Annotated in this window: 20 protein-coding genes; 7 read left to right on the top strand and 13 right to left on the bottom strand. The window is 52.7% G+C overall.

Annotation, left to right across the window (positions count from 1 at the left end; translation table 11 throughout):
• Position 1 precedes the first annotated feature (1 nt).
• The 3 genes from ACTJI9_RS01235 to ACTJI9_RS01225 are packed head-to-tail and all read right to left on the bottom strand — an operon-like array spanning position 2 to position 2,516.
• Positions 2-1,273 (bottom strand): CCA tRNA nucleotidyltransferase, encoded by a 1,272-nt coding sequence (locus tag ACTJI9_RS01235; RefSeq protein WP_440805516.1) that lies wholly within the window; start codon positions 1,271-1,273, stop codon positions 2-4.
• Positions 1,270-1,911 (bottom strand): CoA pyrophosphatase, encoded by a 642-nt coding sequence (locus tag ACTJI9_RS01230; RefSeq protein WP_115052397.1) that lies wholly within the window; start codon positions 1,909-1,911, stop codon positions 1,270-1,272. The genes ACTJI9_RS01235 and ACTJI9_RS01230 overlap by 4 nt, the downstream gene beginning before the upstream one ends.
• Complete coding sequence (locus ACTJI9_RS01225) at positions 1,908-2,516, bottom strand: DUF1285 domain-containing protein (protein WP_336439700.1); 609 nt, start codon at positions 2,514-2,516, stop codon at positions 1,908-1,910. Before ACTJI9_RS01225 ends, ACTJI9_RS01230 begins: the two co-directional genes overlap by 4 nt.
• A 123-nt stretch (positions 2,517-2,639) precedes the next feature.
• Here ACTJI9_RS01225 and ACTJI9_RS01220 point away from each other — a divergent pair, with 123 nt between their 5' ends.
• Genes ACTJI9_RS01220 through ACTJI9_RS01205 form a run of 4 tightly spaced genes read left to right on the top strand, consistent with a single transcriptional unit; the run spans position 2,640 to position 9,471 of the window.
• On the top strand, positions 2,640-3,647 hold the full coding sequence (locus tag ACTJI9_RS01220; RefSeq protein WP_440805514.1) for an AAA family ATPase: 1,008 nt from the start codon (positions 2,640-2,642) through the stop codon (positions 3,645-3,647).
• The gene (locus ACTJI9_RS01215; RefSeq protein WP_115052394.1) at positions 3,647-4,561 is read left to right on the top strand and encodes a DUF58 domain-containing protein; all 915 of its coding nucleotides are present in this window, start codon (positions 3,647-3,649) and stop codon (positions 4,559-4,561) included. The genes ACTJI9_RS01220 and ACTJI9_RS01215 overlap by 1 nt, the downstream gene beginning before the upstream one ends.
• Positions 4,558-7,386, top strand: coding sequence for a DUF4159 domain-containing protein (locus ACTJI9_RS01210; RefSeq protein ID WP_115052393.1), 2,829 nt, complete (start codon positions 4,558-4,560; stop codon positions 7,384-7,386). The genes ACTJI9_RS01215 and ACTJI9_RS01210 overlap by 4 nt, the downstream gene beginning before the upstream one ends.
• 9 nt (positions 7,387-7,395) lie before the next feature.
• Positions 7,396-9,471: a hypothetical protein gene (locus ACTJI9_RS01205; protein WP_440806192.1), complete on the top strand. Its 2,076-nt coding sequence runs from the start codon at positions 7,396-7,398 to the stop codon at positions 9,469-9,471.
• Between the two features lie 2 nt (positions 9,472-9,473).
• Here ACTJI9_RS01205 and ACTJI9_RS01200 read toward each other — a convergent pair whose 3' ends face one another.
• Positions 9,474-9,980 carry a GNAT family N-acetyltransferase gene (locus tag ACTJI9_RS01200; RefSeq protein ID WP_440805510.1) on the bottom strand — a complete coding sequence of 169 codons (507 nt, stop codon included), beginning with the start codon at positions 9,978-9,980 and terminating at the stop codon, positions 9,474-9,476.
• A 372-nt stretch (positions 9,981-10,352) separates the two neighbouring features.
• On the opposite strand from ACTJI9_RS01200, the gene ACTJI9_RS01195 reads away from it, so the two are divergent.
• Complete coding sequence (locus ACTJI9_RS01195; RefSeq protein WP_440805508.1) at positions 10,353-11,333, top strand: glutathione S-transferase family protein; 981 nt, start codon at positions 10,353-10,355, stop codon at positions 11,331-11,333.
• Between the two features lies 1 nt (position 11,334).
• Here the strand turns inward: ACTJI9_RS01195 and ACTJI9_RS01190 are convergent, their stop codons facing one another.
• Positions 11,335-11,805 carry an NUDIX domain-containing protein gene (locus ACTJI9_RS01190; protein ID WP_440805506.1) on the bottom strand — a complete coding sequence of 157 codons (471 nt, stop codon included), beginning with the start codon at positions 11,803-11,805 and terminating at the stop codon, positions 11,335-11,337.
• A gap of 85 nt (positions 11,806-11,890) precedes the next feature.
• On the opposite strand from ACTJI9_RS01190, the gene ACTJI9_RS01185 reads away from it, so the two are divergent.
• On the top strand, positions 11,891-12,802 hold the full coding sequence (locus ACTJI9_RS01185; protein ID WP_440806190.1) for a metallophosphoesterase family protein: 912 nt from the start codon (positions 11,891-11,893) through the stop codon (positions 12,800-12,802).
• Between the two features lie 26 nt (positions 12,803-12,828).
• Here the strand turns inward: ACTJI9_RS01185 and ACTJI9_RS01180 are convergent, their stop codons facing one another.
• The 8 genes from ACTJI9_RS01180 to putA all read right to left on the bottom strand — a co-directional run bounded on the left by ACTJI9_RS01180 (position 12,829) and on the right by putA (position 25,681).
• Positions 12,829-13,443 (bottom strand): hypothetical protein, encoded by a 615-nt coding sequence (locus ACTJI9_RS01180; protein WP_337354456.1) that lies wholly within the window; start codon positions 13,441-13,443, stop codon positions 12,829-12,831.
• Between the two features lie 178 nt (positions 13,444-13,621).
• Positions 13,622-15,325, bottom strand: a complete 1,704-nt coding sequence (leuA, locus tag ACTJI9_RS01175) for a 2-isopropylmalate synthase (RefSeq protein ID WP_307279616.1) — start codon at positions 15,323-15,325, stop codon at positions 13,622-13,624.
• 301 nt (positions 15,326-15,626) lie between these two features.
• Positions 15,627-16,571 carry an alpha/beta hydrolase gene (locus tag ACTJI9_RS01170; protein WP_307279618.1) on the bottom strand — a complete coding sequence of 315 codons (945 nt, stop codon included), beginning with the start codon at positions 16,569-16,571 and terminating at the stop codon, positions 15,627-15,629.
• Between the two features lie 286 nt (positions 16,572-16,857).
• A complete protein-coding gene (locus tag ACTJI9_RS01165; protein ID WP_115052385.1) occupies positions 16,858-17,439 on the bottom strand; it encodes an NUDIX domain-containing protein in 582 nt (193 codons plus the stop codon).
• Between the two features lie 24 nt (positions 17,440-17,463).
• Positions 17,464-18,393: a cation diffusion facilitator family transporter gene (locus tag ACTJI9_RS01160; protein WP_307279624.1), complete on the bottom strand. Its 930-nt coding sequence runs from the start codon at positions 18,391-18,393 to the stop codon at positions 17,464-17,466.
• Between the two features lie 15 nt (positions 18,394-18,408).
• Positions 18,409-20,592 carry an anthranilate synthase gene (locus ACTJI9_RS01155; protein WP_440805501.1) on the bottom strand — a complete coding sequence of 728 codons (2,184 nt, stop codon included), beginning with the start codon at positions 20,590-20,592 and terminating at the stop codon, positions 18,409-18,411.
• A gap of 234 nt (positions 20,593-20,826) precedes the next feature.
• Positions 20,827-22,506: a formate--tetrahydrofolate ligase gene (locus tag ACTJI9_RS01150; RefSeq protein WP_336439691.1), complete on the bottom strand. Its 1,680-nt coding sequence runs from the start codon at positions 22,504-22,506 to the stop codon at positions 20,827-20,829.
• An 85-nt stretch (positions 22,507-22,591) separates the two neighbouring features.
• Positions 22,592-25,681, bottom strand: coding sequence for a bifunctional proline dehydrogenase/L-glutamate gamma-semialdehyde dehydrogenase PutA (gene putA / locus ACTJI9_RS01145; RefSeq protein ID WP_440805499.1), 3,090 nt, complete (start codon positions 25,679-25,681; stop codon positions 22,592-22,594).
• Between the two features lie 109 nt (positions 25,682-25,790).
• Here putA and ACTJI9_RS01140 point away from each other — a divergent pair, with 109 nt between their 5' ends.
• Positions 25,791-26,252 carry an Lrp/AsnC ligand binding domain-containing protein gene (locus ACTJI9_RS01140; RefSeq protein ID WP_115052381.1) on the top strand — a complete coding sequence of 154 codons (462 nt, stop codon included), beginning with the start codon at positions 25,791-25,793 and terminating at the stop codon, positions 26,250-26,252.
• Positions 26,253-26,273 lie beyond the last annotated feature (21 nt).

The following is a 26,273-nucleotide window of genomic DNA, read 5'->3' as shown; positions in this document are numbered from 1 at the left end:
CTTACTCTGTAGCGGCAATCTCCGGTATGCGTGCTAAAAGTGCGTCGCGGTCCAGCGCGAAGCCGGAGTTGACCCACTCTTCTTCGAGCTGCCGTTGAATTTGACCAATTGCCGGTCCCTTGAGTCCGCTTGCAGCAACAATGTCCCCGCCGGAGAGCGGAAATTTAGGCCGATTATAGTCCGCAATATAGTCGAGCTGTTTGGACAATAGCCCAGCGCGCATCATTGCGCCGTTATCTGCCATTGCTTGAGCACGTGCGCTGACGATTGCCAAGCGCAGCCTGTCTTCCATGCCTTGGACGCTGCTGCGATACAGTTTTTTGGCAAAACCGGTTTCAGATATTTCCGCAGCAGGCAGGGTCGTATCTGCCCAGTTTTCGAGCCGCTCACGCTCGCTATTTGACAGCTTAAGCCTTGCTGCCATCTCGGCTATACGGCCCGCATCTGGCGGAACAATGCTGGCTAGGCGCAATATAGGATCGACCTCCCACCGCAAATCCTGCTCGGTATCAACAAGGCCGTGGATCGTATCAATGCCCCATTTCTCACTTTCCGGTAGCACCGCCGTCAAAACACCGGCCTGCCGCATCCACAATAAAGCCCGCGAGGGATCCGGAGCCGCAAAAAGTTTCTTGAGTTCTGACCAGGTTCGCTCAGCCGACAATTGTGCGAGGCCATCCTTCAAACGCGCACAGGCTTTCAATCCTTCGCTTTCAGGACGACCTTTTCCATACCACGCAAAGAAACGGAAAAACCGTAATATACGGAGATAGTCCTCGCGGATACGTTGCTCAGGATCCCCGATAAAACGAAGCGTCTGGCTTTCTATATCTGCAATACCGCCCACCAAATCTGTAATTGTGCCGTCGGCGTCAGCATAAAGCGCGTTGATACTGAAATCACGGCGCTGGGCATCTACGAGCCAGTCGCGACCAAACGCTACCTCGGCATGTCGCCCATTCGTACTCACGTCGGCGCGCAGACTTGTCACTTCATAGGGCTTGCCGTGACTTACAACCGTTATCGTTCCGTGATCAATGCCGGTTGGGATCGCTTTGAAGCCTGCACTCGTTGCTCGTTCAATCGTCATTTGCGGTAAACATGTCGTCGCAATGTCAATATCGGATACGGTTTGATTGAGCAGGGTGTTACGCACAGCGCCACCAACAATGCGCGCTTCTTCGCCACCGGAAGACAGCACAGCCAGCAATGATTGCAATGAAGGTTCATTCAGCCAATCTGCCTTACCGGCGATGGAAATCATCTTGCTCACGCATAGAGCCTTTCATAAAGCGTTCTAATAATACCTGCGGTCACGCCCCATATAAAGCGGTCTCCAAACGGCATTGTATAGTAATAGCGTTCCTTGCCCTGCCACATTCGGCTCTCACGGCGATGATTGGCAGGGTTCATCAAGAATGACAAAGGTACCTCGAAAACATCCGCCACTTCATCCGGGTTGGGAATGAGGTCAAAGGGCGGATAGACCAACCCGATTACAGGCGTGATCGAATAGCCTGTCGTGGTCAAATAACGGGGAAGACGACCTATCAACTCCACGTTGCGGCGTTCCAATCCAATTTCTTCTTGGGCCTCGCGCAACGCCGCCGTCTCTGCTTCATAATTGTCTTCCGGGTCGATTGCTCCTCCCGGAAACGCGACCTGTCCGGAGTGTTTTCGCATATTTGCATTTCGCAATGTCAGAATAACATTGGCCTCCGCACCGCGATCGACAATCGGCACAAGCACTGCCGCATCCCGCAACGGATTGGCAGCAATCAGCACATCAAGTTCGGGATTGAGAATATGGTCGCCATGGTCGACGTTCACATCCTGATTGCCCTTGAGACCCACGCGCTGTGCAAACGACTGCGCTGAAAACCCTTCAATAAAAGCCGTTTGTTCAGTCATAGGCTTTGTTTCTCAAGTTCATCGGCAGGCATGATGGGGAAGACTGCGCCGTTCGAACGAACTGCAAACATGGTCTTGCCGTCAATTTCGATCTCTTCGCCATAATTCACCAATTCGTACATTACAGGCCGCGCAAGCAGCGCCTCAAGGCGCCCCCGCACAAGCAAATAGGGTTTCAACCCACCATTATCCTCATCGATAACAAAGCGAAGCGGATTGTTCGGGCCAGCCTCCACTACATCGCCGACATTGGTGCGGAACGTCATGATTTGAGCGCCCGCTGCGCTCGCCACATTCAGTTCAACCGCGAGAAAATGTGCATCCTCAACGCGAATGCCAACCTTCTCTACAGGGGTAACGAGATAGGTTTTGCCATCTTCATCTTTGCGCAAAACTGTAGAAAACAACCGGACGAGCGGTTGCCTTCCAATAGGCGTCCCCAAATAGAACCACGTCCCATCGGCCTTTATCTCCATGTCAAGATCGCCGCAAAAATCCGGGTTCCATTTGTCAACGGGTGGCAGTCCCTTTTCTGAAACCGCCGCACGCGAGATCAAAGCTTCGAGCCCTGCAGCGTCTCCCGGTAGGTTCGTAGATTTTGCCATGGCCGGACCTTTTTTCTGTATACGTCACGAAATAGTCAACGTTGGACCGCTTGTCAGCATGTCATAGTGATTTAGATTCATTTAAGAAAGAGTCTGAGCAGATACCAGTTAAGAGGTGACCCCATGAGTGTGATTAAACCTGAGGTATCGGTCGACCCGAAAGAGATGGTCGCAGAGGCTGAAAAGGCGCTCGCAGATATCGCCAGCGTAAAAGCGGGTATTGGCAAAGTCATATTCGGGCAGGAAAGCGTCATCGAACGAACACTTGTTGCGCTTTTGGCCGGTGGACATGCTCTTCTTGTCGGGGTGCCGGGCCTCGCAAAAACAAAATTGGTCGAGACATTGGGCACTGTGCTTGGACTTGACGAGCGCCGCATTCAATTCACACCAGACCTCATGCCTTCTGATATTCTTGGTTCAGAAATCATGGAACAGGACGAGCACGGCAAACGGACTTTCCGCTATGTTAAAGGTCCAGTTTTTGCGCAATTGCTCATGGCAGACGAAATCAATCGCGCATCGCCCCGTACGCAATCTGCGCTGCTGCAAGCAATGCAGGAATATCATGTAACGATTGCAGGCGAACGCTATGACTTGCCGCAGCCCTTTCATGTGCTGGCAACGCAGAACCCATTGGAGCAGGAAGGCACCTATCCGCTTCCGGAAGCTCAGCTCGATCGGTTCCTCATGCAAATCGATATTCTTTATCCGGAACTTGAGGCTGAGAGGCAAATCCTTCTCGCGACAACCGGCACAACGGAAGCTGTTGCGGCCAAAATCATTGATGCCGAGCGCCTCCGCGCCATGCAAAACCTTATTCGGCGGATGCCGGTTCCCGAAGGCGTGGTCAATGCAATCCTCACTCTCGTTCGGGCTGCACGCCCGGGTGCGGATAATGAGATAGCAAAGAAATTCATCTCGTGGGGACCCGGCCCTCGTGCGAGCCAGGCCTTGATGCTCTGTGCAAGAGCACGGGCACTTTACGATGGTCGTCTTGCGCCATCGGTTGATGATGTAAAGGCGCTAGCTGAGCCAGTACTACAGCATCGCATGGCGCTGACCTTTGCCGCCCGCGCCGATGGTATGAATGTCCGGGACGTCATTGTAAACCTGACAAAGGCCACGCTCTGATGGCAGCAATTGGCGCGCAGGTCCAAAAGACTGGCACGGGCGATGCGCTTGCGCGCGCCCGTCAGCGCGCCGCGCTTCTGCCTGATCTGCTGGTTGAAGCCCGCCGGATTCTCAATACCGTCAATACTGGATGGCATGGCCGTCGCAAGAGCGGGGTTGGTGAAAGCTTCTGGCAATTCCGGCCCTATACGGAAGGAGAAGCCATATCGCGCATCGACTGGCGCCGCTCAGCTCGTGATGACCGCACTTACATTCGTGATCAGGAATGGGAAGCAGCCCATACGGTTTGGTTATGGGCAGACCCCTCACCTTCGATGCTGTTCAAATCCGAGCAGGCTCAAGCATCAAAAGAATCGCGTGCGCTTGTCATGATATTGGCTCTGGCGGAGCTGTTGTCACGCAGCGGCGAGCGGATCGGCTTTCCGGGTGTGACCGACCCGACTTCCGCACGAAACGGCGCTGAACGTTTGGCTACCTCCCTTGCGCATGCGGGTAATCTCAGCGCCAAGCCAGATCTCAGTCGTATCAAACGCTTTTCGGAAGTCGTGCTCGTCAGCGATTTTCTTGATCCTGTCGATGAAACAATCGCTACTCTGGAAAAGCTGGCTCATTCAGGTGCACGTGCTCATTTGATCGAAGTTTATGATCCTGCCGAAGAGGATTTTCCTTATCGGCGCAGAACCGAATTCGTCGATCCAGAAACGGGGTCCTCACTGACATTTGGCAGAGCGGAGGATTATGCCGACGGATACCGCCGCCTGTTTTTTGCCCGACGCGCAGCATTAAGCGATTTTTGCAAGCGCATTGGCTGGAGCTATACTACCAATCGCACAGACAGGCTGGCATCCGAAGCACTCGTATCAGTCCATATGAATATGACTGCCAATGTGGGCTATCAAGGGGGGGCATCATGAATGCGCTTCCCTTGGCTTTTGGCGCGCCGTACCTTCTGGCTGGCCTCTTGGTTCTTCCTGTTATCTGGTGGCTGTTACGGGTGACGCCGCCGCGTCCGGTCCTAGAAATATTTCCACCGCTAAAGATACTCGCACAGCTAAAGCAAAAAGAAGAAACGCCCAACAAAAGCCCTTGGTGGATGACGCTTTTGCGTCTTTTGCTTGCCGCATTCATTATTCTGGCACTCTCCGAACCCGTATGGAACCCACGGCTTGAGACCATGTCAGGAAAGGAACCTGTTGCCATTGTGCTTGATAATGGCTGGTCTTCAAATGAGGAATGGACTGCCCGCAAGGAGACTGCTGAAAGACTGATTTCCGATACACAAAGCGATGGCGCACTGATCTATATCGTTGGGACGGCTGAAAAAGCGAATACCGATATCGGCCCCTTTGATGCCAATACTGCCTTGGAGCGGCTTCGTGCCTTGACTGTGCGGCCTATCCCCGTTGATCGCTCACAAGCTTTTGCCCGGCTTAAGGCAGTTTTGGCAGATACCAAAGGGACACGGCTGGCATATCTTAATGATGGTGTGGATGAACCGCGAGCGGCAGAAGCAATCAAGTCACTTGAAGGCTCCGGCATTGCTTCCATGATCTGGTATCAACCATCGATAGCTTCCCTTGTTGCGATAAGGCAAGCGACGAATAATGCAAATGGCCTCACCGTCCGTATTGTCCGTTCAAGCATTGATACTAGCCGCAATGTGGTTACCGTTGGAGCATTTGACGAAAAAGGCCGGCGCATTGCCGACACCGGAATCGCATTCAACGCAGGTGAAACTGCTGCCGAAGGCGTAATAGCTGCGCCTTATGAGCTACGAAATGATTTTCATAGCTTGAGGATCGATGGCACTGCACAGGCTGGGGCTACTTATCTGATCGACGATAACAATAAGCGTCGCCGGGTTGCGTTACTTTCTGGATCTGAAGCAGACCTGTCGCAGCCCTTGTTATCACCGCTTTATTATATCTCTCGCGCGCTTGAGCCATTTGCCGATCTGCTTCGGCCGCGAAATTCCGAGCTGATCCGCGCTGTGCCGGAATTGCTGGAACAGAAGCCTTCTGTGATTATAATGGCTGATATTGGCAAGCTCCCGGCTGAAACTGAACAGACCTTGTCAGACTGGGTGAACAAGGGCGGCACGCTGATCCGCTTTGCCGGTCCGCGCCTTGCTGGTGGAAGCGAAGAAGACCCGCTGCTCCCAGTCAGGCTGCGCAAGGGCGAACGCTCCTTGGGCGGCGCATTATCGTGGAAAGAGGCTCAGCCTGTCGCATCTTTTCCGTCAAATGGTCCTTTCGCCGGTTTGCCTACACCACAAGACGTAACCGTGTCGCGGCAGGTGCTCGCCGATCCATCTTCCGACCTCTTTGAAAAAAGCTGGGCCAATCTTGCCGATGGAACGCCACTCGTTACCGGGGAAACACGAGGACGTGGGCAGCTTGTTCTTTTTCACGTTACTCCCGAAGCAACTTGGTCCAATCTTCCCATTAGCGGCAGCTTTGTAGATATGTTGCACAGGATTGTCTCTCTTTCGTCAAACGCCGGTACCATCGCACAGGATAGTGGCGCGAACAGCGCTCGAGCTTTGCCACCTTATTTGACGCTCAATGGCGATGGTGCGTTGATGCCTCCAAATCAGGACACCAAGCCGCTCATTACATCGGGTTCAAATCTGTCGGTGACATTTGAAAATCCGCCGGGCTTCTACGGTGTGGAAGACGCAATGACCGCGCTCAACCTTTTCAAACCTGACAGCGAGATCAATCCGCTCGCTCGTCCGGAACTTAACTTTCCCGTCACGACCGCACGCTATGCTGTCGATGAATCCATACCCTTGCGCGGACCACTTTTTGCTCTTGCCGCAGCTCTGTTGGCGCTTGATGCTCTGGCCATAATCTGGCTCGGGGGACATTTGCGCCGCCGACTTCGGACAACCGCTGCCGCATCACTGGCAATCCTCTTGCTGCCCGCTCTTATTGCCTTTGCACCTTCGCCTGCGCAGGCTCAACAAAATGACAGTAAGCCAGGTGACCAAGCCATCCTTGATGCTATCAATGTAACGCACCTGGCCTACGTCATTACCGGGGATGGGCCGACCGACGACATCAGCAAGGCGGGCTTGCTTGGTCTTTCCAAGGCTCTGGCTGACAGTACGGCATTGGAACCTGGCGATCCCATCGGTGTTGATCCTGCCCGAGACGAGCTTGCTGTCTATCCATTGATTTACTGGCCTGTCGATGCCGACGCTAATATGCCTTCCTCTGAGGCAATCGCTAAAATCAATGCTTACATGCAGCAAGGCGGTACTGTCCTGTTTGACACGCGCGATCAGGACGCGGCTGCATTCAATCTCGATAACTCAACGACGCCGTCCACCCAGAGGCTGCGGGACATTCTCTCAGGCCTGAATATACCGCCACTGGAACCCGTGCCCGGTGATCATGTTTTGACCAAAACATTCTACATTTTGCAGGATTTCCCCGGACGTTACCGCGGTAGCCCTCTTTGGGTTCAGGCATCGCTTAATGAGGATCGGCGTTCCGACCGGCCTGTCCGCGCTGGTGACGGCGTATCGCCTATTATCATCACCGGTAATGATTTTGCCGGAGCTTGGGCAATTGATGCTAATGGCGCGCCTTTATTGCCAACGATTCCAAACGATCCTGTGCAACGTGTGCATGCTTTTCGGACCGGCATTAACATTGTCATGTATATGCTGACCGGGAACTATAAATCCGACCAGGTACATGTGCCAGACCTCCTCCTGCGACTGGGGAATTAGGCAATGTATATTTCAGTCGATTTCCAGCCACTCGTCTCCAATACTCTACTCATCCTTCTCATCGTGCCACTTGTAGCGCTGGCTTTGGCGGGCATATTCTTTCGCCAGCGCGGAAGTCTGATCCGGAGTTTGGCGGTAGCCGCTCTGATAGCAGCCCTTTTTAATCCGATCGTAGTCAACGAGGAACGCGAGCCGCTTAAAAGCGTGGTGGCGGTCATTGCGGACCGAAGCCAAAGTCAGGATATCGGCGTTAGATCCGCCGACACCGACGCTGCGCTTGCTCAAGTGCAGGCAGCATTGGCGAGATTACCGCAATTTGAGGTCCGCACGGTCGAATCCGGACGCTCTGCTGAGAATGATGATGCCACGTCGACGCGTCTTTTTGGAGCCTTGAACGGCGCATTCCGCGATGTACCGCCTGCCCGCATCGGTGGCGCGATAATGATTACCGATGGGCAAATCCATGATATTCCAGCCAACAAAAGCGGTCTCGGTTTTAATGCTCCCGTGCATGGTTTGATTACCGGTACGCCCAATGAGATCGATAGGCGCATTCAATTTGTACGCGCTCCGCGTTTTGGACTTACCGGAAAGCCTCAACAGATTACCTATAGGGTAACTGGCGCCGGTGAGCCTCTGGGCGGTCGCGCAGGTGTGCGTGTGCGCGTCAATGGAACAGAAGTAAGCAGCCAGGACGCGATTATTGGCGAAGATATGCTGTTGGAAGTCACGCTTCCCCGTGCTGGCGTCAATATCGTCGAAATCATCGTCGATACCGTTCCGGGGGAGCTGACCGAGGTCAATAATCGCGCTGTAGCAATGATTGATGGTATTCGCGAGAACCTTCGCGTTTTGCTCGTTTCGGGCGAACCGCACAATGGCGAGCGCACGTGGCGTAATTTGCTCAAGTCAGATGCATCGGTGGATCTGGTGCATTTTACCATCCTGCGTCCCCCGGAAAAGCAGGACTCGACGCCGATCAACGAACTATCCCTGATAGCTTTCCCGACGCGTGAGCTGTTTGTTGAACGTATCACTGATTTTGATTTGATTATTTTCGACCGCTATCAGCATCGCGATGTGCTGCCGCTGCTCTATTACGATTATATCAATGATTATGTTCAGCGCGGCGGCGCGCTCCTGATTGCAGCCGGGCCAGAATATGCCGGCAACATGTCTATCGCCAATACACCGCTGCTTTCAGTTCTTCCAGCTGTTCCAACCGGCAATATTGAGGAAAGAGCATTCTATCCTCGTCTCAGTGAACAAGGAAAACGTCACCCCGTAACAAGGGGGCTTGAAGGCAGCACGCAAGAGCCACCAAACTGGAGTCGCTGGTTCCGCGTTATCGACGTGAATAAGCCCGAGGGCGAAGTGGTGATGAATGCTGGCGACCGGCCACTCCTCGTGTTGAACCGATTGGGCGAAGGGCGTGTCGGCATGTTCCTTTCCGATCAAGGCTGGCTTTGGGCGCGTGGCTTTGAAGGTGGCGGGCCTCACGCGGCGCTTTACCGGCGTATCGCCCATTGGCTGATGAAAGAACCCGAGTTGGAAGAGGAAGCGCTGACGGCAAAGGGCTCTGGGCGCAATTTGGAGATTCGCCGCCAGACAATGGCAAAAACAGCCGATCCCGCCAGCATTATCACTCCCTCGGGCAAGACCCAGTCTGTGCCTTTGGCCGAAACAGAACCGGGCGTTTTCACCGCATCTGTGCCCATGGAGGAAATTGGGCTTTACCAGGTGGCCAATGGTGATCTGACAACACTTGCGCATGTTGGTCCCGTCGACGCCCCTGAATTTGCAGACAACGTGTCCACAACAGCCAAACTTGATCCGCTGACCCGCGAAACTGGTGGTGGCGCTCGCCGTCTGCGTGAGAGCGCGGATCAAGCGTCAGTTGAAATTCCGAACATTGTCGCCTCTCGCGGCGCAGCCAGTGCCAGCGGTGATAACTGGATCGGACTTCGCCCAACCAATGAAACAGTTCTTAAAAGCGTAGACCGGCTACCGCTGTTTTCCGGATTTCTTGGACTTGCTGCAATGATATTTCTGCTCGGCGGAATGTGGTATCGCGAGGGAAAGTAGCGTCAGGCCACCGAAGCATGCCTGACCCTTCCCTGCACGTCTTTCAATGCGTGCGGAACAAGTTCACATGCTAAAAAGCGTGACGGCTCAACCGGCGCGGGCATAACAATTTGATGGCCTTCGATCCGCCTGAAACCAAAGGGCGCATAATAGGGCTCGTCTCCGACCAGAATTACCAACTTGTGATTGGCACGCCGTGCAGCCTCCATGCTTGTGCGCATCAAGGCCGCACCGATGCCTTGCTTTTTCCAGGCAGGACGCACTGCAAGCGGGCCAAGCAACATAGCCTTGGTTTGCCCAATCAGAATGGGAGTGAGCCGTACCGAACCCACGACGTGCCCGCCACTTGTGGCGACAAAAGAAAGGCTGCGATCATGCGGCCCACCCTCGCGAATACGATAAGCGGCACGAGTAAAGCGTCCCGGACCGAAGGCTTCTTTGTTGATGTCTTCAATGGCAGTGTCATGCTCCGGTTCTTCCGGTGCGTAGGTTACGACATGGGACAGCATTCTGGGCATCTTCATATGGGAGTGGGACAGAACCTTCATGTTCAGAAGGCAAGACAGGACGTCCGCCGCTATTAGCGCCGGTCAGGGTTTCATCGTCGGATGAACAAAGTACCTGTCACAATTGTCTCCATTTTTCCTCGCTAACATTAAACCGGGGCGGCGTAAACCGGAAAAGTGTCATGGTTTCCGGCTATTGGCCGATTGTGACATTCCCGTCCCTAGCGATCGCCGGAGGAATGCGAATATCAGTTCCATGCATTAGCGACACACTGTTTACATTCATCGTTCTGGTTGCACGGTAAAAAATGCCTAGGTAAGCATCGTAATGCGAATATCCCGTGTCGTTACGGGCAACCTTGAAGGATGAACGAGATGGGTTTGTTAATTGACGGCGTTTGGCATGATCAATGGTATGACACCAAGGAAAGCGGAGGTCGCTTCATCCGCTCGGAGTCCCAGTTTCGCAACTGGGTAACGCCTGATGGCAGTGCGGGCCCAACCGGCGAAGCAGGATTCCAAGCCGAGCGTGGCCGTTATCATCTCTATGTTTCATATGCGTGCCCTTGGGCCCATCGCACTCTGATCTTTCGCGCCTTGAAGAAATTGCAGGACGTCATTTCTGTTTCTGTTGTGGATTACTACATGGGCAGCGAAGGCTGGACATTCTCCGAAAAAGACGGAGCCACGGCCGACCACCTTTTCGGCTACAGGCGTCTTCACGAAGTCTATACGCGCGCAGATATCAATTACTCCGGACGCGTTACTGTGCCCGTGCTGTGGGACAAAAAACAGAACACAATCGTCTCGAACGAGTCCTCTGAAATTATCCGCATGCTCAATTCTGCTTTCAATGAGTATGGTGATCCGGATTCTGATTTCTATCCGGAAGAATTACGCGGCGAGATCGATGCCATCAATGCGATTGTTTACCCCAACATCAATAATGGCGTCTATCGAGCCGGATTTGCCACAACACAAGAAGCATATGAAGAAGCATTCGCTCAGTTGTTTGGTGCACTGGACAAAATAGAGGTCAAACTCTCAAAGCAGCGCTATCTCGCTGGCAATCGCCTGACCGAAGCTGACTGGCGGTTATTTACAACGCTTCTACGCTTTGATCCGGTTTATGTCGGCCACTTCAAATGCAATCGACAACGGATTGCCGATTATCCCAATCTCTCAAATTTCACACGTGAACTCTATCAGGTTCCCGGCGTCGCACAGACGGTCAATATGGAGCACATAAAAGGGCATTATTACAGGAGCCATAGTACAATAAATCCGACGGGTATCGTCCCGCTTGGGCCTGAAATTGACTATGCGGCACCACATAATCGCAATCAGATGGCCTGAACTACCAGAGCAGGGGCGGCTCCAAGCCGTCAAATATTTCTGCGAGCCTTTGCCGTGTTGAGGGCGTAGTGTCTTGCGGCAAATCATCAAGCTTAAAAAACCCTGCCTCGGCAATTTCACGATTGGCGAGGAAGGGCGTCGCCTGCCGAAATGACCGGCAAACATAAAGTGCGACATGATCGCGCTTTGAGGCATGAGCATTATGATAGATGGCAAAAAGCTCGGGGCGCCCCGTCAGCTCAATATTGCCTTCCTCCATAAGCTCCTTGGCGAGGGTTTGTTCAACAGTATGGCCCGTTTCAACGCCGCCACCTGGAAATTGCCAGCCCGCAACATAGGTATGGCGGATAAGGAAAACTGAGTTGGTTGCCTCATCGAAAACGACTCCGCGCGCGCCCAGCGTCATGGGGCGGCGAAATAAAAAATAGGTGTGAAAGAGGCGGAACCGCCATCTAAAGTGTTTTTGTGCCATGCCATCCGGTTTTCAATGAGACTGTCAGTCCGTGCGACGGTTCTATCACTGGATTCCTGTCTAATAGTCTCATAAAGCTGGAATGATGTTCCGTCTTGCACATATCTCCGATATCCATCTGTCACCCCTGCCCGCGCTTACCCTGCGTGAGCTGATTTCAAAACGTATCACCGGCTATATCAACTGGCGCTCAAATCGCAAAGGCATGATGACAGGTGGCACCTTGGAGGCGCTGACAGATGACCTCCTGACACAGCACCCGGACCATATCGCCGTCACTGGTGACCTGGTCAATCTTGCCTTGGATGAAGAACTCGAAACAGCACAGCGTTGGCTCAAAACACTGGGTCGGCCGGAGGACGTTTCTGTAGTTCCCGGTAATCATGACGCATATGTTCCAGGTGCGTTGAAAAAGACGCGCCGCTACTGGGAAGCATGGATGCGAGGCGACAAGCAAGCCGCCGAAAACCTGCCTGTCGAATTTCCTTACCTACGCGTGCGCGGCGACGTCGCGCTTATCGGCGTATCTTCGGCACGCGCTACCGCCCCCTTCATGGCAACGGGCGATCTGAGATCAAAACAGGCAACGAAACTGGCCGAAATTCTTACAGAGACGGGTCAGCGTGGTCTGTTTCGTGTCATCATGATCCATCATCCGCCTATTCGCGGCGCAGCCCCTTCCCATAAGAGATTGCTTGGAATCGGACTTTTCCAGCGCATTGTCCGTCAGCACGGCGCTGAACTTGTTTTACATGGCCATACCCATCTTGCCACTCGTTACGAAATTAACGGGCCAAACTGGACCGTTCCCGTCATATGTGTCCCTTCGGCAAGCCAGAGCTTCGCCGGCAGCCATAAGCCACCAGCTGCATATAATCTGTTTACGATCGAAAAAACCAATGTAGGCTGGTCATGCCACATGAAGCAACGAAGCATTATCGATGCCCAGATGACGATCCAAACTATACGTGACGATGACTTGTTAGCAGGAAGCTAGTTTCAAATGGGGTTGACTGGGTTGAACTAGAAGTAGTTCGAAACGCGGTCCCAAAAAAACACCACGAATGCTCCTGATCCAATGGCTGCTCCAATAAGGAACCAGTATGCCGCTGTAATAAATGAACTCAGACGAGATGGTTGTTTGATAGCAGGAATGGTTACCGCAGGCTGCATGGATTGTTCGATCTGCCGTGTTTCTTTTACAGGTTTCGGCTCGATCAACCCGACCCGGCTGCCTTCCATCATTTGCCGTCTCTCGACAATTCGCTCGGCAATATAACGCGTTACCGCATCGGCGACAGGTCTTACCTCGGTGGACTCTGCAACGAGAATTCGGCCATTCCTCGTATCGCGAACAAAGCGATATGTACGTCGATCCCGGGCCATGGTGACATGCGACGTGACGTCGATCCATAAGCGCGGCTGCTGGCCTTTTGAAACAGCAAATTGCCACTGCGGATCATCAACTGGCACTTCGTCGAAAACCTCCTGCAAATCCTGGGCAAGAACTTCAATCCGGGCAAGATCAGCTTCTTTCGTATCGGTTAGAACATCGTTCCTATCCGCAGACGCAAGCTGCGCGCCACGCACTGCTTCTGAAAGGCTCAACCTGTCGCGTGGATTCGAATTCTCTTTCATCAATTCCTTCAAGCTGAAAATCGATCGGCGTGTGAACAAAATCCGGGCTCAATTATTAGCAATCATGCCACGCCAATGCACCTGAAACTTGTCAAAACAAGGCCAACCCTTTGACTTAAGCAAAGGATTGGCCCGAATTCATTAGCTGATAAAATTAAGCCGAAAAGGCTCTGTTCCGCTATTTTGCAATAATGCGATTTGCTGCAGAAACAATACCTTCCAGCGAAGCCGTCACAATGTTCTTATTGATACCGGCCCCAAAGATTTTTCCTGCTGGATGCTCGATTTCCATGTAGCTGATAGCCGCCGCATCTGAGCCATGCTGCAGCGAATGTTCAGAATAGTTCACCACCGACATTTTGAAACCGAGATAATGCGAAAGAGCATCGATGAAGCCATCAACAGGTCCGGTTCCCCTGCCCTCGATACGCTTGGTTTCACCATTGTCGGTTATCTCAGCTGAAAGAATGCGAACACCCTTTCTTTCCGTGTCCGGATAGGTGTGGTGATCGACAAACTTGAGTCTGGCGTTGGGCTGATCGACATAGAGTTCCTGAAAGCGATCATAAATACGCTTGGAAGGCATTTCCTTGCCTTCGCCGTCCGTGATGTTTTGAATATCTTCACGGAACTCCACCTGCATGCCGCGTGGCAGGTTCAACCCGTAATCCGCCTGCAAGATATAGGCGATGCCACCCTTGCCCGATTGCGAATTGATGCGAATAATCGCTTCGTAGCTGCGCCCGACGTCTTGCGGGTCAATCGGCAAATACGGCACTTCCCACAAGCTTTTATTGGCTTGTTTAATGGCCTTCATGCCCTTGTTGATCGCATCCTGATGAGAGCCCGAAAAGGCCGTGTAGACCAACTCTCCAACATAGGGATGCCGTTCCGGAATCACCAATTGGTTGGAATATTCATAGACTTCCTTCATGCGATTAATGTCGGAACAGTCAATTTCTGGATCCACGCCTTGCGTAAACATGTTCAGTGCCAATGTGACGATATCAACATTGCCAGTACGTTCGCCATTGCCGAACAAAGTACCCTCAACACGGTCTGCTCCGGCCATCAGGCCGAGCTCCGTTGCCGCGATGCCAGTTCCGCGATCATTGTGCGGATGCAATGAAACAATCAAATTTTCACGGTTATCCAGCTGACGGCACATCCACTCAATACGATCAGCGTAGATATTGGGCGTCGACATCTCGACCGTAGACGGCAGATTGATAATCAACTTGTTGTCCGGCGTCGGTTTGACGATCTCGGTTACAGCATTGCAGATTTCCAAGGCCACTTCGAGTTCAGTGCCAGTGAAACTTTCCGGCGAATACTCGAACCGGAAGCCACCACCCGCTTTGGCAGCCATGTCAGTAATCATCTTTGCGGCATCGGTTGCGATAGCCTTGATGCCATTTACATCTTTGTTGAAAACCACGCGGCGCTGCAATTCACTGGTGGAATTATAAAAATGGATGATGGGTTTATGCGCACCTTGCAGCGATTCAAATGTACGCGTAATCAATTCCGGACGGCACTGGACGAGCACCTGTAACGAGACATCCGCTCCGGGATTGCCTTCTTCCACACACCAGCGTGCAAAATCGAAATCTGTCTGCGATGCTGACGGAAATCCGATCTCGATTTCCTTGAAACCCATATCAAGCAACAGCGCAAACATGCGCACCTTGCGATCATGCCCCATTGGATCAACAAGCGCCTGATTGCCGTCTCGCAGATCCACAGAACACCAGATCGGTGCCTTTTCGATGCGTTTGGATGGCCATTGACGATCTTTGAGATCGACGAAGGCATATGGTTCATATTTCTTGGCTGCGTCAGGCATTCCTGCGACAGGTCGGGATGTTATAATGTCAGTCATCTGCTTCTCGTTTCCGGCCAAGTGCGCAGCTGAACTGGCGCAATCATGGCACTATTTTAGGCTTGGAGCTAAAGTTGTAAATGGATAAGGAGCGAGAGCCACGTGGCGGTTTCGACCGCCGGACGCTCCTTCAACGAGCCCGGCGATCGCCAATAAGGTCGAGTAGAAGCGGTAGAAGAAAGGCGCGATTGGCCAGCCCTGCAAAGGCAGACTGAGCATTGGACATCTGTGTCGGGCGCATTTTCATGAGCAAACACCTAAACGAGTGTCGGCTCGGATGCAAGAGCTCTTAAGAAAGCCGTTATTTTTTTAGCGAAGCCGTTGCGCCAGAAAGCCACTCGCTGACAACCTTCACGTCATCCTTGCCAAGGCCATGGTCAGACTTGATCGAGCGCGCCTCCACACGAGCACCGTGCGAGCGCAACATATCTTCCAGTGCAGGAGCATAAGGGGCATAAAGCTGATCGGATGCGCCAGATACCGTCAGCACCCGGGCCTTGCCCAGATTGGCATCTATAGAGCCAGTCAAGACCGGCATTGAACGCAATAGCACTGCCTGCTTCACGAGGTCCGGATAGAGCATCATGACCGAATTGACGAGATTTGCACCGTTTGAATAACCAAGAAACGTGGTGCGGTTGATGTCGATCTTATATTTTGATGCAGCTTGGGTGAAGAAACCAGCAAAGGCTTCGGCTTCTGACCGAATATCCGTCTGGTCGAAGCTCACTGGCGACAATCGGCGATACCAGCGATTTGACCCATCTTGGACGACACGGCCGCGAACGGCGAGCAACAAAGCGTCCGGTGCAATTTTGGAGGCGAATGATACCAGGCTGGTTTCATCCTGACCCGAGCCGTGCAAAAGCACCATAGTATCGCCGCTCGGCGTTTCCGGGCGGTAGATACGATATTTAAAGGACATATCCTCATGAAGCGAACCTTCGTTCTGAAATTGAAGTTCGCCTTTCACTGCCTTTTTCAAAATACCTGTACCACCAGTTGCTAGGATGTTGATGGGCTTCAATTTTTCCGGAGCCTGGGAGACAACCTTGCCCTTTGTTGGGCAGGCATCCGCGACAACATTCTTGCCCGCATCAGGCTGGTTATCAATATTTGCAGATAAAATTTCGGGCTTGCCCGATTGCAGCTTGTCGCAATCAGCAGTGCTACGTGCATAGGAAGGCTGTGCCAGAACGATCATCGATAGACCAGCAACAAGTGCATAGAAATAAGGTTTACCCATAAGCTAATCCTAGTGTTTAAAGGTTAACTAAATTTGTAAACAGCCGCGGTCGTCCGCTGGCACTGCCATGCGTGTTGGCTATCAGTTCCAGCCTCGGAACTGATGCTTTACCAAATGAACTTGTCCCCAACTTCGCGCTTTTACGCTTAATCCTGTTCGGAGAATTCGCATTGCTGGAGGAGGTTTCAACCAGCGCGTCTTCTATGTCAATATAATTGTAACAAAATCATGACGGATTGAAATATTACGTGACGCAATGTTGCACGACTGCACCGAAAAAAGCCGGTCAGCGCGATAATTGCTTCAATTTGAGATGCTGGAGCAGGATGATTGTCTTGGCATCGACGATACGCTGTTCGGCAATCATCGTCATGGCTTCATCAAGCGTCACCTCTAGGACCTCAATGTCCTCGCCCTCGTGTTCATGTCCGCCACCGGCGGAAACTTTATCCGTAGGATCGTAGATTGCGATAAAGAATGCCAGACGCTCGGTCACGCTGCCCGGACTCATAAACAGATCAAAGACACGCTCAATATCGCGAAGCCGGTAGCCCAGTTCCTCTTCCGTTTCCTTGCGGGCAGTGGTTTCAGCATCATTGTCATCAAGCAGGCCAGCACAGGCTTCAATCAGCATCGGCTCCTGATGGACCACGAAAGCTGGCAGCCGAAATTGCCTTGTCAGCAAAATTGTTCCTCGTACCGGATCATAGGGCAAAACCACCGCCCCATTGCCACGATTATAAACTTCGCGAGTTTGTGTTTCGACAAGCCCGTCACGACGTAAAAAATTATACGTATATTTGGTGAGAGTTCCCCAATTATCTGAAAGAAGCTCGGTCGATTTAACGTGAACCCGGGGTGCATTCATGAGAATTTCAATCCTTTCAACGGATCAGGCAAAAGGAACGGCAGCCGTGCCGATGGGCAGTTTTGCCTCATCTTCTGGCTCGACATGGATCACGACGCTGGCTTCAGGAATGTGGTGCATCAAAGCGTTTTCTATACGGTCGCAAATAATGTGCGCATCTCGAACAGACATGTTTGCGTCCACAACAAGATGGAACTCAATGAAGGTCATACGCCCGGCCACGCGGGCCTTCAAATCATGAACCTCCAAGGCACCTCCAGCATTTGCCGATATGATATCGCGGATGCGCATGGTTTCATCCGTAGACACCCCGCCATCCATCAATCCTTGGACGGAATTGCTGATCACGCGCCAGCCCTGCCAGAGAATGTTCACGGCAACGATAACCGCCAACAGCGGATCGAGGATTGTCCATCCGGTCGCAACCGCACCAACGAGACCAATGAACACACCAAGCGATGTCACCACATCCGTCATAATATGCTTGCCGTCAGCAATCAGCGCCGGGGAGCGATGCTTGCGCCCGCTTCTAAGTAGCAGCGAAGCCCAAACCGCATTGATCAGTGAGGCCCCGCCATTGATGGCAAGACCTAGCCAAGGTTCATCCAAACTTCTGGGTGTTTCCCAAGCCACCCAAACTTCACGCAAGATGAGCAAGGCAGCCAGAATAATCAGCACCCCTTCGATAACGGCTGAAAAATATTCCGCTTTGTGATGACCATAGGGGTGATTCTGGTCAGCAGGCTTATGGCTAAGCAGAATTGCCCAGAATGCTGCCAAAGCGGCAACCACATTTACAATCGATTCCAATGCGTCAGAATAAAGCGCTACCGATCCCGTAACATGATAGGCGGCATATTTCAGACCGAGCACGGCGATGCCGATAAAAATCGACCAGAATGCCAACCGGCGAACTGTCGTCTCGCCGTTAACTGCCGAGCGTGTATCTATCATGCTGAATTTCTCGCTCTAAGCCGCTCGTTCCTTCGCACGGCGCGGTAAATGAGCCACGACGTTTTCGATCATGCGCATACCAGCATTGTGCCCCAGTGTCATGATCGATTCCGGATGGAATTGCACCGCTGCAATGGGTTCGTGCTTATGCTCGATAGCCATGATGACACCATCTTCTGTTTCAGCTGTCACGATGAAATCATCCGGGAGACGTACCGGATCGGCAAAAATTGAGTGGTAACGGCCCACCGTCACTTCCTTGGGCAGCCCCGAGAAAATCCTGCCTTGTTTGGTGATGCGAATGCGCGAGGGTTTTCCATGCACAGGCACGTGAAGCTGCCTCAGACTTCCGCCATAGGCTTCAGTTAAAGCCTGCAATCCAAGACAAACGCCGAATATTGGCAAGTTGCGTGCACGAGCTTTCTTGATTGTCGCCTTGCAGTCGAAGTCGGTCGGCGTCCCTGGGCCAGGTGATAAAACCACAAGATCTGGCTTGATGCGGTCAAATATCTCTTCCGGCACGGGCGTTCTGACAGTGGTAACAATGGCTCCGGTCTGTCTGAAATAGTTCGCCAAGGTGTGCACGAAAGAATCCTCGTGATCGACCAGCAAAATTTGCAATCCTTCACCGACGCGAGCAACGGCACGCTCTTCAGGAACGATATTGCTCTTATGGGCGTCACGCACGGCCGCTATCATCGCCGATGCTTTCAGTTCGGTTTCAGCCTCTTCCTCTTCCGGTATTGAATCATACAGCAATGTCGCGCCTGCCCGCACCTGTGCGATGCCGTCTTTGATGCGGATGGTCCGCAGCGTCAGGCCGGTGTTCATATCACCGTTGAAATTGACCATGCCAATGGCACCGCCATACCATGCGCGCGGGCTGCGTTCATTTTCCTCAATAAATCGCATCGCCCATAGCTTTGGCGCTCCGGTAACGGTAACTGCCCATGCATGGGAAAGGAACCCATCGAAAGCGTCCATGTCCTCGCGCAGACGGCCTTCAATATGATCAACAGTGTGAATCAGGCGCGAATACATTTCGATCTGGCGGCGGCCAATAACGCGAACAGAGCCCGGCTCACAGACACGGCTTTTATCGTTGCGATCGACATCCGAGCACATGGTAAGTTCGGATTCGTCTTTCTTGGAGTTCAGCAGTTTGATGATTTGCTCGGCATCAGCTATGGCATCTTCACCACGTTTGATAGTCCCGGAAATCGGGCAAGTCTCAATGCGGCGGCCGACAACCCGAACAAACATTTCAGGCGAGGCTCCGACGAGATATTCGTTGTCACCTAGATTGATGTAGAACGAATAAGGCGAGGGATTGATCGCCTTCAGCCTTCGCGAAATTACCGATGGCTTGGTTTCGCAACGCTCATAGAAAGTCTGTCCCGGCACGACCTCAAAAAGATCGCCGCGCATGAAACTTTCCTTGGCTTTCTTGACCAATTCCGCATAGACGCCCGGATTATGGTCGCCCCTGCCTGGAATAATGTCGGTAGGTTCAAACGGCTTTTTGGCAGTGTCGCGTGGCAGCCCCTCCGTCGATTTTCCTTCATAAGCATAGTCGTAACGGTCCAGCCAAGCCTTGGCAGCATGGTGATCAACGACCAAAATCTCATCGGGCAAATAAAGCACGATATCGCGCTGATCGTCCGGTCGTTTCAGCTTGTACTCGATCGGGTCAAACTGGAAAGCCAGATCATAGCCGAAAGCACCATAAAGACCGAGATTTGCATCATCTTCGGTAAAGAACAGCGCAACAATGCCGCGTAGAACGGTGAACACCGAAGGAATGCGTGAGCGCTCTTCCTCGGTAAATGCGCGCGTCGGCAACGCAATCTCCAGCTCCAGCTTCGTCTCGCTGGTCGAGCTGATTGTTATTTCCTCAAGCTTTTCCATGGCTTGCTTAATGGGCAGAAGAAGCACTTCACCGCGCTTGTTCAGCGCCTCAATGGTCATGTGCCGTCCATTTGAGGTAATTACAACAGGAGGATCGATGATCGCTGTATCCCACCGCGTATAGCGGCCCGGATATTCATAATTGGAGGAAAAGACCGCGCCACGGCGCTCGTCCAACGCATCAATATAGCTATCAATAGCGCTGGCATAGGCTGTTGCCACCCGCGAACGGGTGATTGTCACCCCGCCCTTTGTATCGAATATTTCCAACTGGCCCTCAATTCTATGCATCGTCAAATCCTTTGTTGCATTCGGCATTCAGGGCAATTCAAGCGGTCAAACAAAAAGGCCGCCCGGAAAACCCGTTGCGGCCCTGTCCTTTTTCACAAACATGCAAAAGGCTGCGCGGCCGCTAAAAGCGAGCCCACCACCAGCCAGTTGAGAAAATGCATGTGTTCATAGCGACGATTGTTATCGTTACATTGGGCCGCTTGCAACTGCAAAAATCACTTGTGCGCCTAAGGTCTAAAATAGGCCCTCGATCAAGCCATCAGCGTTGAGATGAATACGCTCCGCCGATGGAGACTTTGGCAGGCCTGGCATAGTCATGATTTCACCGCATATTGCCACGACGAAGCCCGCTCCAGCCGAGAGCCGCACCTCGCGCACATGCACAACATGATTGACTGGCGCACCGCGTAAATCAGGGTTTGTTGAAAACGAATATTGCGTTTTTGCCATACAAACCGGAAGATGGCCGTAACCTGCCTCCTCCCAGCGGCGCAGTTGGTCACGAACGCTGGCATCGGCGTCTGCTTCTGCCCCGCGATAGATCCGTTTTACAATTGTTTCGATTTTATCAAACAAGGAAAGCTCATCTTCGTAGAGTGGCGAAAATTGTGCCGATCCGCCTTCTGCCAGTGCCGAAACTTTCTGCGCGAGTTCCTCTATGCCTGCCGAACCATGCGCCCAATGCTTACACAACACTGCTTCCGCACCGTGAGCAGCCACAAAAGCTTTGACCGCCTCGATTTCAGCCTCGGTATCCGCAGTAAAATGATTGATCGCAACGATCACCGGCACGCCAAACTGCCGGACGTTTTCCATATGACGCCCGAGATTGGCACAGCCGGATTTAACCGCCACGACATTCTCTTCCCCCAGATCGACTTTGGCAACGCCGCCATGCATTTTCATCGCCCGAACCGTGGCGACAATAACGGCAGCGGCAGGCTTCAAGCCAGCTTTGCGGCACTTGATGTCAAAGAATTTTTCAGCGCCCAGATCCGCGCCGAACCCTGCTTCTGTGACAACAAAATCAGCCAGTTTTAGAGCCGTTGTCGTTGCAACAACCGAATTGCAGCCATGCGCAATATTTGCGAAGGGACCGCCGTGCACGAAAGCTGGATTATTCTCAAGCGTTTGCACAAGATTGGGCTGTATCGCATCTTTCAGCAGAACGGCCATAGCCTTGTCCGCCTTCAAATCCCGAGCATATACAGGGCTTCGATCAAATCTGTAGCCGATGATGATATCGCCAAGACGCTTCTCAAGATCGGCAAGATCAACGGCAAGACATAGGATTGCCATAACTTCCGAAGCAACAGTGATATCAAAGCCGGATTCGCGAGGAAAGCCGTTGGCTACACCGCCCAAGGATGATGCAATGCCGCGCAGGGCGCGGTCATTCATATCCATCACCCGGCGCCATGTGATCCGGCGCGTATCAATATTGAGGTCATTGCCCCAATAGATATGATTGTCGATCATTGCCGCGAGCAAATTATGCGCGGAAGTTATGGCATGGAAATCGCCAGTGAAATGCAGATTGATATCTTCCATTGGGATAACTTGCGCATAGCCACCGCCTGCTGCGCCCCCTTTGGTACCAAAACACGGACCGAGCGAAGCTTCACGGATACAGACGATCGCTTTTTTGCCTATGCGGTTAAGGCCATCGCCAAGACCAACAGTGGTGGTGGTTTTTCCCTCGCCAGCGGGCGTTGGGCTAACGGCGGTTACAAGAATGAGCTTGCCATTCTTCCCCTCCTTCTTGGAGCGGATAAACTCTGCCGACAGTTTGGCCTTGTCATGGCCGTAGGGCACCAGATGTTCCGGCGGAATGCCGATCGTTGCACCAATCTCTAAAATCGTTTTTTTGGTAGCGGAGCGAGCAATCTCAATATCGGACTTGACGGTGGCCATTGACGTTTCCCCAATGTTTAACAACGTCAATAGCATTCTGTACGTGAAATGGGGATAGGCCGAACACGCCTATCCCCATTTGCTGCTATTCCCCCATGGCAATAAGGCTGGCATTTCCACCAGCAGCAGCCGTGTTAACGGAAACGACTTGCTCAAGTGCAAACCGCGTTAAATAGGACGGCCCACCAGCTTTCGGCCCGGTGCCGGAAAGACCCGATCCGCCGAAAGGCTGAGTTCCTACAACAGCGCCAATCGTATTGCGGTTCACGTAGATATTTCCAATGTCGAGCCTGTCGATGACTTTCGCGACCGTTGCTTCGATACGTGTGTGCAGCCCGAAGGTCAGGCCATAACCGGTCGACGCAATCTGGTCGAGCACCTTATCCAGATCCTTTGCTTTCCAGCGGACGACATGCAGAACGGGGCCGAATACCTCGCGCTGCAAGGCATCGGCTCTATCCAGCTCAACAATATGCGGCGCAAAGAACAAGCCATCGCTCGGCGCCTCGCCCGCAAAACGAACCTTCTGAGTTTTGCGCATTGCCTCGATGTGATCGCGCAGCATGTTGCGTTGGTCGCGGTCGATAATTGGTCCAACATCAGTAGATGCCAATGCCGGGTCACCGAGAACCAGCTCTTTTGCAGCTCCCTCGATCATATGGAGCATATTGTCCGCAATATCCTCCTGAAGGTAGAGAATACGCAGCGCTGAACAGCGTTGGCCTGCCGAACGGAAAGCTGACATGACGACATCATCAGCCACTTGCTCTGACAGAGCCGTTGCGTCAACGATCATAGCATTGAGGCCCCCTGTCTCTGCAATGAGCGGTACAATGGGTCCCTTCTTTGCAGCCAGCGTGCGGTTGATAGCCCAAGCCGTGTCAGTAGAGCCCGTGAAGGCAACCCCGGCAATGTCCACATGAGATGTCAGTGCCGCACCAACCGAACCATCACCCGGTACGAACAGAAGTGCATCTTTCGGAATGCCCGCTTCGTGCAGGATTCTGATCGCCTCATAGGCTATAAGCGGTGTCTGCTCCGCCGGCTTGGCAAGCACACTGTTACCTGCGGCAAGCGCAGCCGTTACCTGTCCCAGGAAAATTGCCAGAGGAAAATTCCACGGGCTGATACACACAAATGCACCGCGTCCCCGGTGGCGAAGCTTATTATCTTCGCCCGTCGGACCAGGCATTATTTTGTCCGCTGCGAACTGGCGGCGGGCCTCAGCAGCATAGTATCGACAAAAATCGACTGCTTCTCGGATTTCTGCAATGCCATCATCAAGAGTTTTGCCAGCCTCCCGCGACAAAAGATCAAGCATTTGATCACGATTGCCTTCAAGCAGATCAGCCGCCTTTTCCAGTGCCTTTGCGCGTGTTTCAACCGCAGTGCGAGACCATGAAACAAAGCCCTTGCGTGCAATGCCGACAGCCTTCGCTGCCTCTTCGGCGGTTGCAAAAACAACCGAACCGATCGTTGCACCATTAACCGGAGAAATCACGTCCTGCATGTTTCCCGATGGTTTTCCGTCGATCAATGGAACGGCCTTAACGCTTTTCGATGCCTTGGCAATGCCCGATAACAGACCTGCCAATGCTTTCCGGTCGCCAAGTTCGACACCGGCCGAATTTGTGCGTTTGCCGTAAAGTTTCAGAGGCATCGGAATGTTGGGATGACGATAGCCCTTGCCGTCATTCAGCTTCTCGGTAGGACGAACCAGAAGATCGGCAATCGGCACATTATTGTCGCCAACCACCGAAACAAATGAGGAATTTGCCCCGTTCTCAAGCAGACGGCGCACGAGATAGGCTAGAAGATCGCGATATCCACCTACTGGCGCGTATATGCGGCAAGCAATCTTGTCATTCTTTTCGGTGATCTGCTTATAAAGACTTTCGCCCATGCCATGCAGGCGTTGAAACTCAAAACCAGTCTTGTCGTCTCCGGCCATTTCCAGAATCATTGCGACTGTTAACGCATTATGGGTCGCAAACTGAGGAAAAATCCGCGGTCGAGCATCAAGCATACGCTTGGCGCAGGCCATATAAGAAGCGTCAGTCGCAGGCTTGCGTGTAAATACCGGATAGTCGGCGAGACCGCGCTCCTGGGCTCGCTTCACTTCAGTATCCCAATAGGCGCCCTTGACCAACCGCACCATCATCTTGCGGTTATGGCGGGCGGCAAGCTTGTCAACGTGATCAATGACCGCGAGAGCACGCTTCTGATAAGCCTGAATGGCAAGGCCGAACCCGTCCCAACCATGCAGTGACGGATCAGCAAAAACGCGGTCAATCACATCCAGAGACAGCTCAAGCCGGTCCGCCTCTTCCGCGTCAACCGTGAAGTTCAAATCATAGGACTTCGCTTTTTGCGCCAGAGCCAAAAGATCAGGCACCAATTCAGCCATGACCTGATCATGGTGTGTTGCAAGATAACGCGGATGCAGCGCTGACAGTTTGACAGAAATCCCCATACGATCCGGCAACTTCTTATTACCCGTAGCGCGGCCAATGGCATCAATCGCGTCTGAATAGGATTTGAAATAGCCCTGCGCATCTTTACGTGTCCGCGCGCCTTCCCCCAGCATATCGAAGGAATGGCGATAGCCCTTGGCTTCGTTTGTACCGGCACGTTTCAAGGCGTCCTTGATGGTTTCGCCCAGTACAAAGTGATGACCAAGATAACGCATAGCCTGTTTGGTGGCGGTGCGAACAGTTGGCAGCCCGATCCGCTTGACCAGTGACGATAATACACCCTCCGGCGTTTCACCTGGCTTGATAACTTTAGCGGAAAGGCCAAGTGCCCAAGCTGAGGCAGAAACGAACCACGTATCACCGCTCGGCTCATGCTCGGACCAGTGGCCCTGCTTGAGTTTGTCCTCAATCAACTTGTCTTGTGTGGCAGCATCCGGCACGCGCAAGAGCGCTTCGGCAAGCACCATCAAGGCCAAGCCTTCACGCGTCGAAAGTCCGTACTCGCGAAGAAAGTCTTCGACACCGCCAATGCCATTCGCTTCTTTGCGGATCGTCGCGATATATTTACTGGCACGCTCGTCGATACGCCGGTTTACCGGTTCGGAAAGCGCAATGGTGTGCAGCAAATCAGCAACCAATTGCTGATCATCGACAGCATAGGGCGCGGAAAAATCTTGGGTGGATGGCGAATGGTTAGTCATCAGGCTTCCCCTTATTGATTTTTTCCATATAATCTATTCCAGCTGGTTATTCTCACCAATAAAAACAGCCTAATCAGAGTAAAAAACTAAAATGGGGAATTTTTTAGAGATGAAGAGTTTGGACAGTCTCGATCGCAGGATTCTGCGCGAGCTGCAAAAAGATGGAAGGCTATCCAATACTGAATTATCCGAACGTATCAGCCTTTCCCAAACAGCGACAACCGAAAGGGTGAAACGCCTATCCCGTGACGGCTATATACTTGGGTACACAGCAAAATTGTCGCCGAAAAAGCTCGATCGCGCAATGCTGGTTTTTGTCGAGATCAAGCTGGATCGCACCACACCGGACGTTTTCGCAACTTTCGCCGCTGCAACGCGCCGTAACCCGGACGTGATGGAATGTCATATGGTCGCCGGCGGCTTTGACTATCTGATCAAAGCCCGTGTCGCCGATATGGAGCATTACCGGCGTTTTCTTTCCGATGCGCTGCTTTCGCTACCGGGCGTTCGCGAAACCCATACTTATGCGGTCATGGAAGAAGTTAAGGAAACATCGGCCCTGCCGGTTTGATTGAGAAGAGACGGGGTAAGC

It is taken from the genome of Phyllobacterium sp. 22552 (assembly GCF_052044585.1).
GTDB lineage: Bacteria > Pseudomonadota > Alphaproteobacteria > Rhizobiales > Rhizobiaceae > Phyllobacterium > Phyllobacterium ifriqiyense.
The sequence above is the reverse complement of the archived record's forward strand: the minus strand, read 5'-3'. Positions and strand labels throughout refer to the sequence as shown.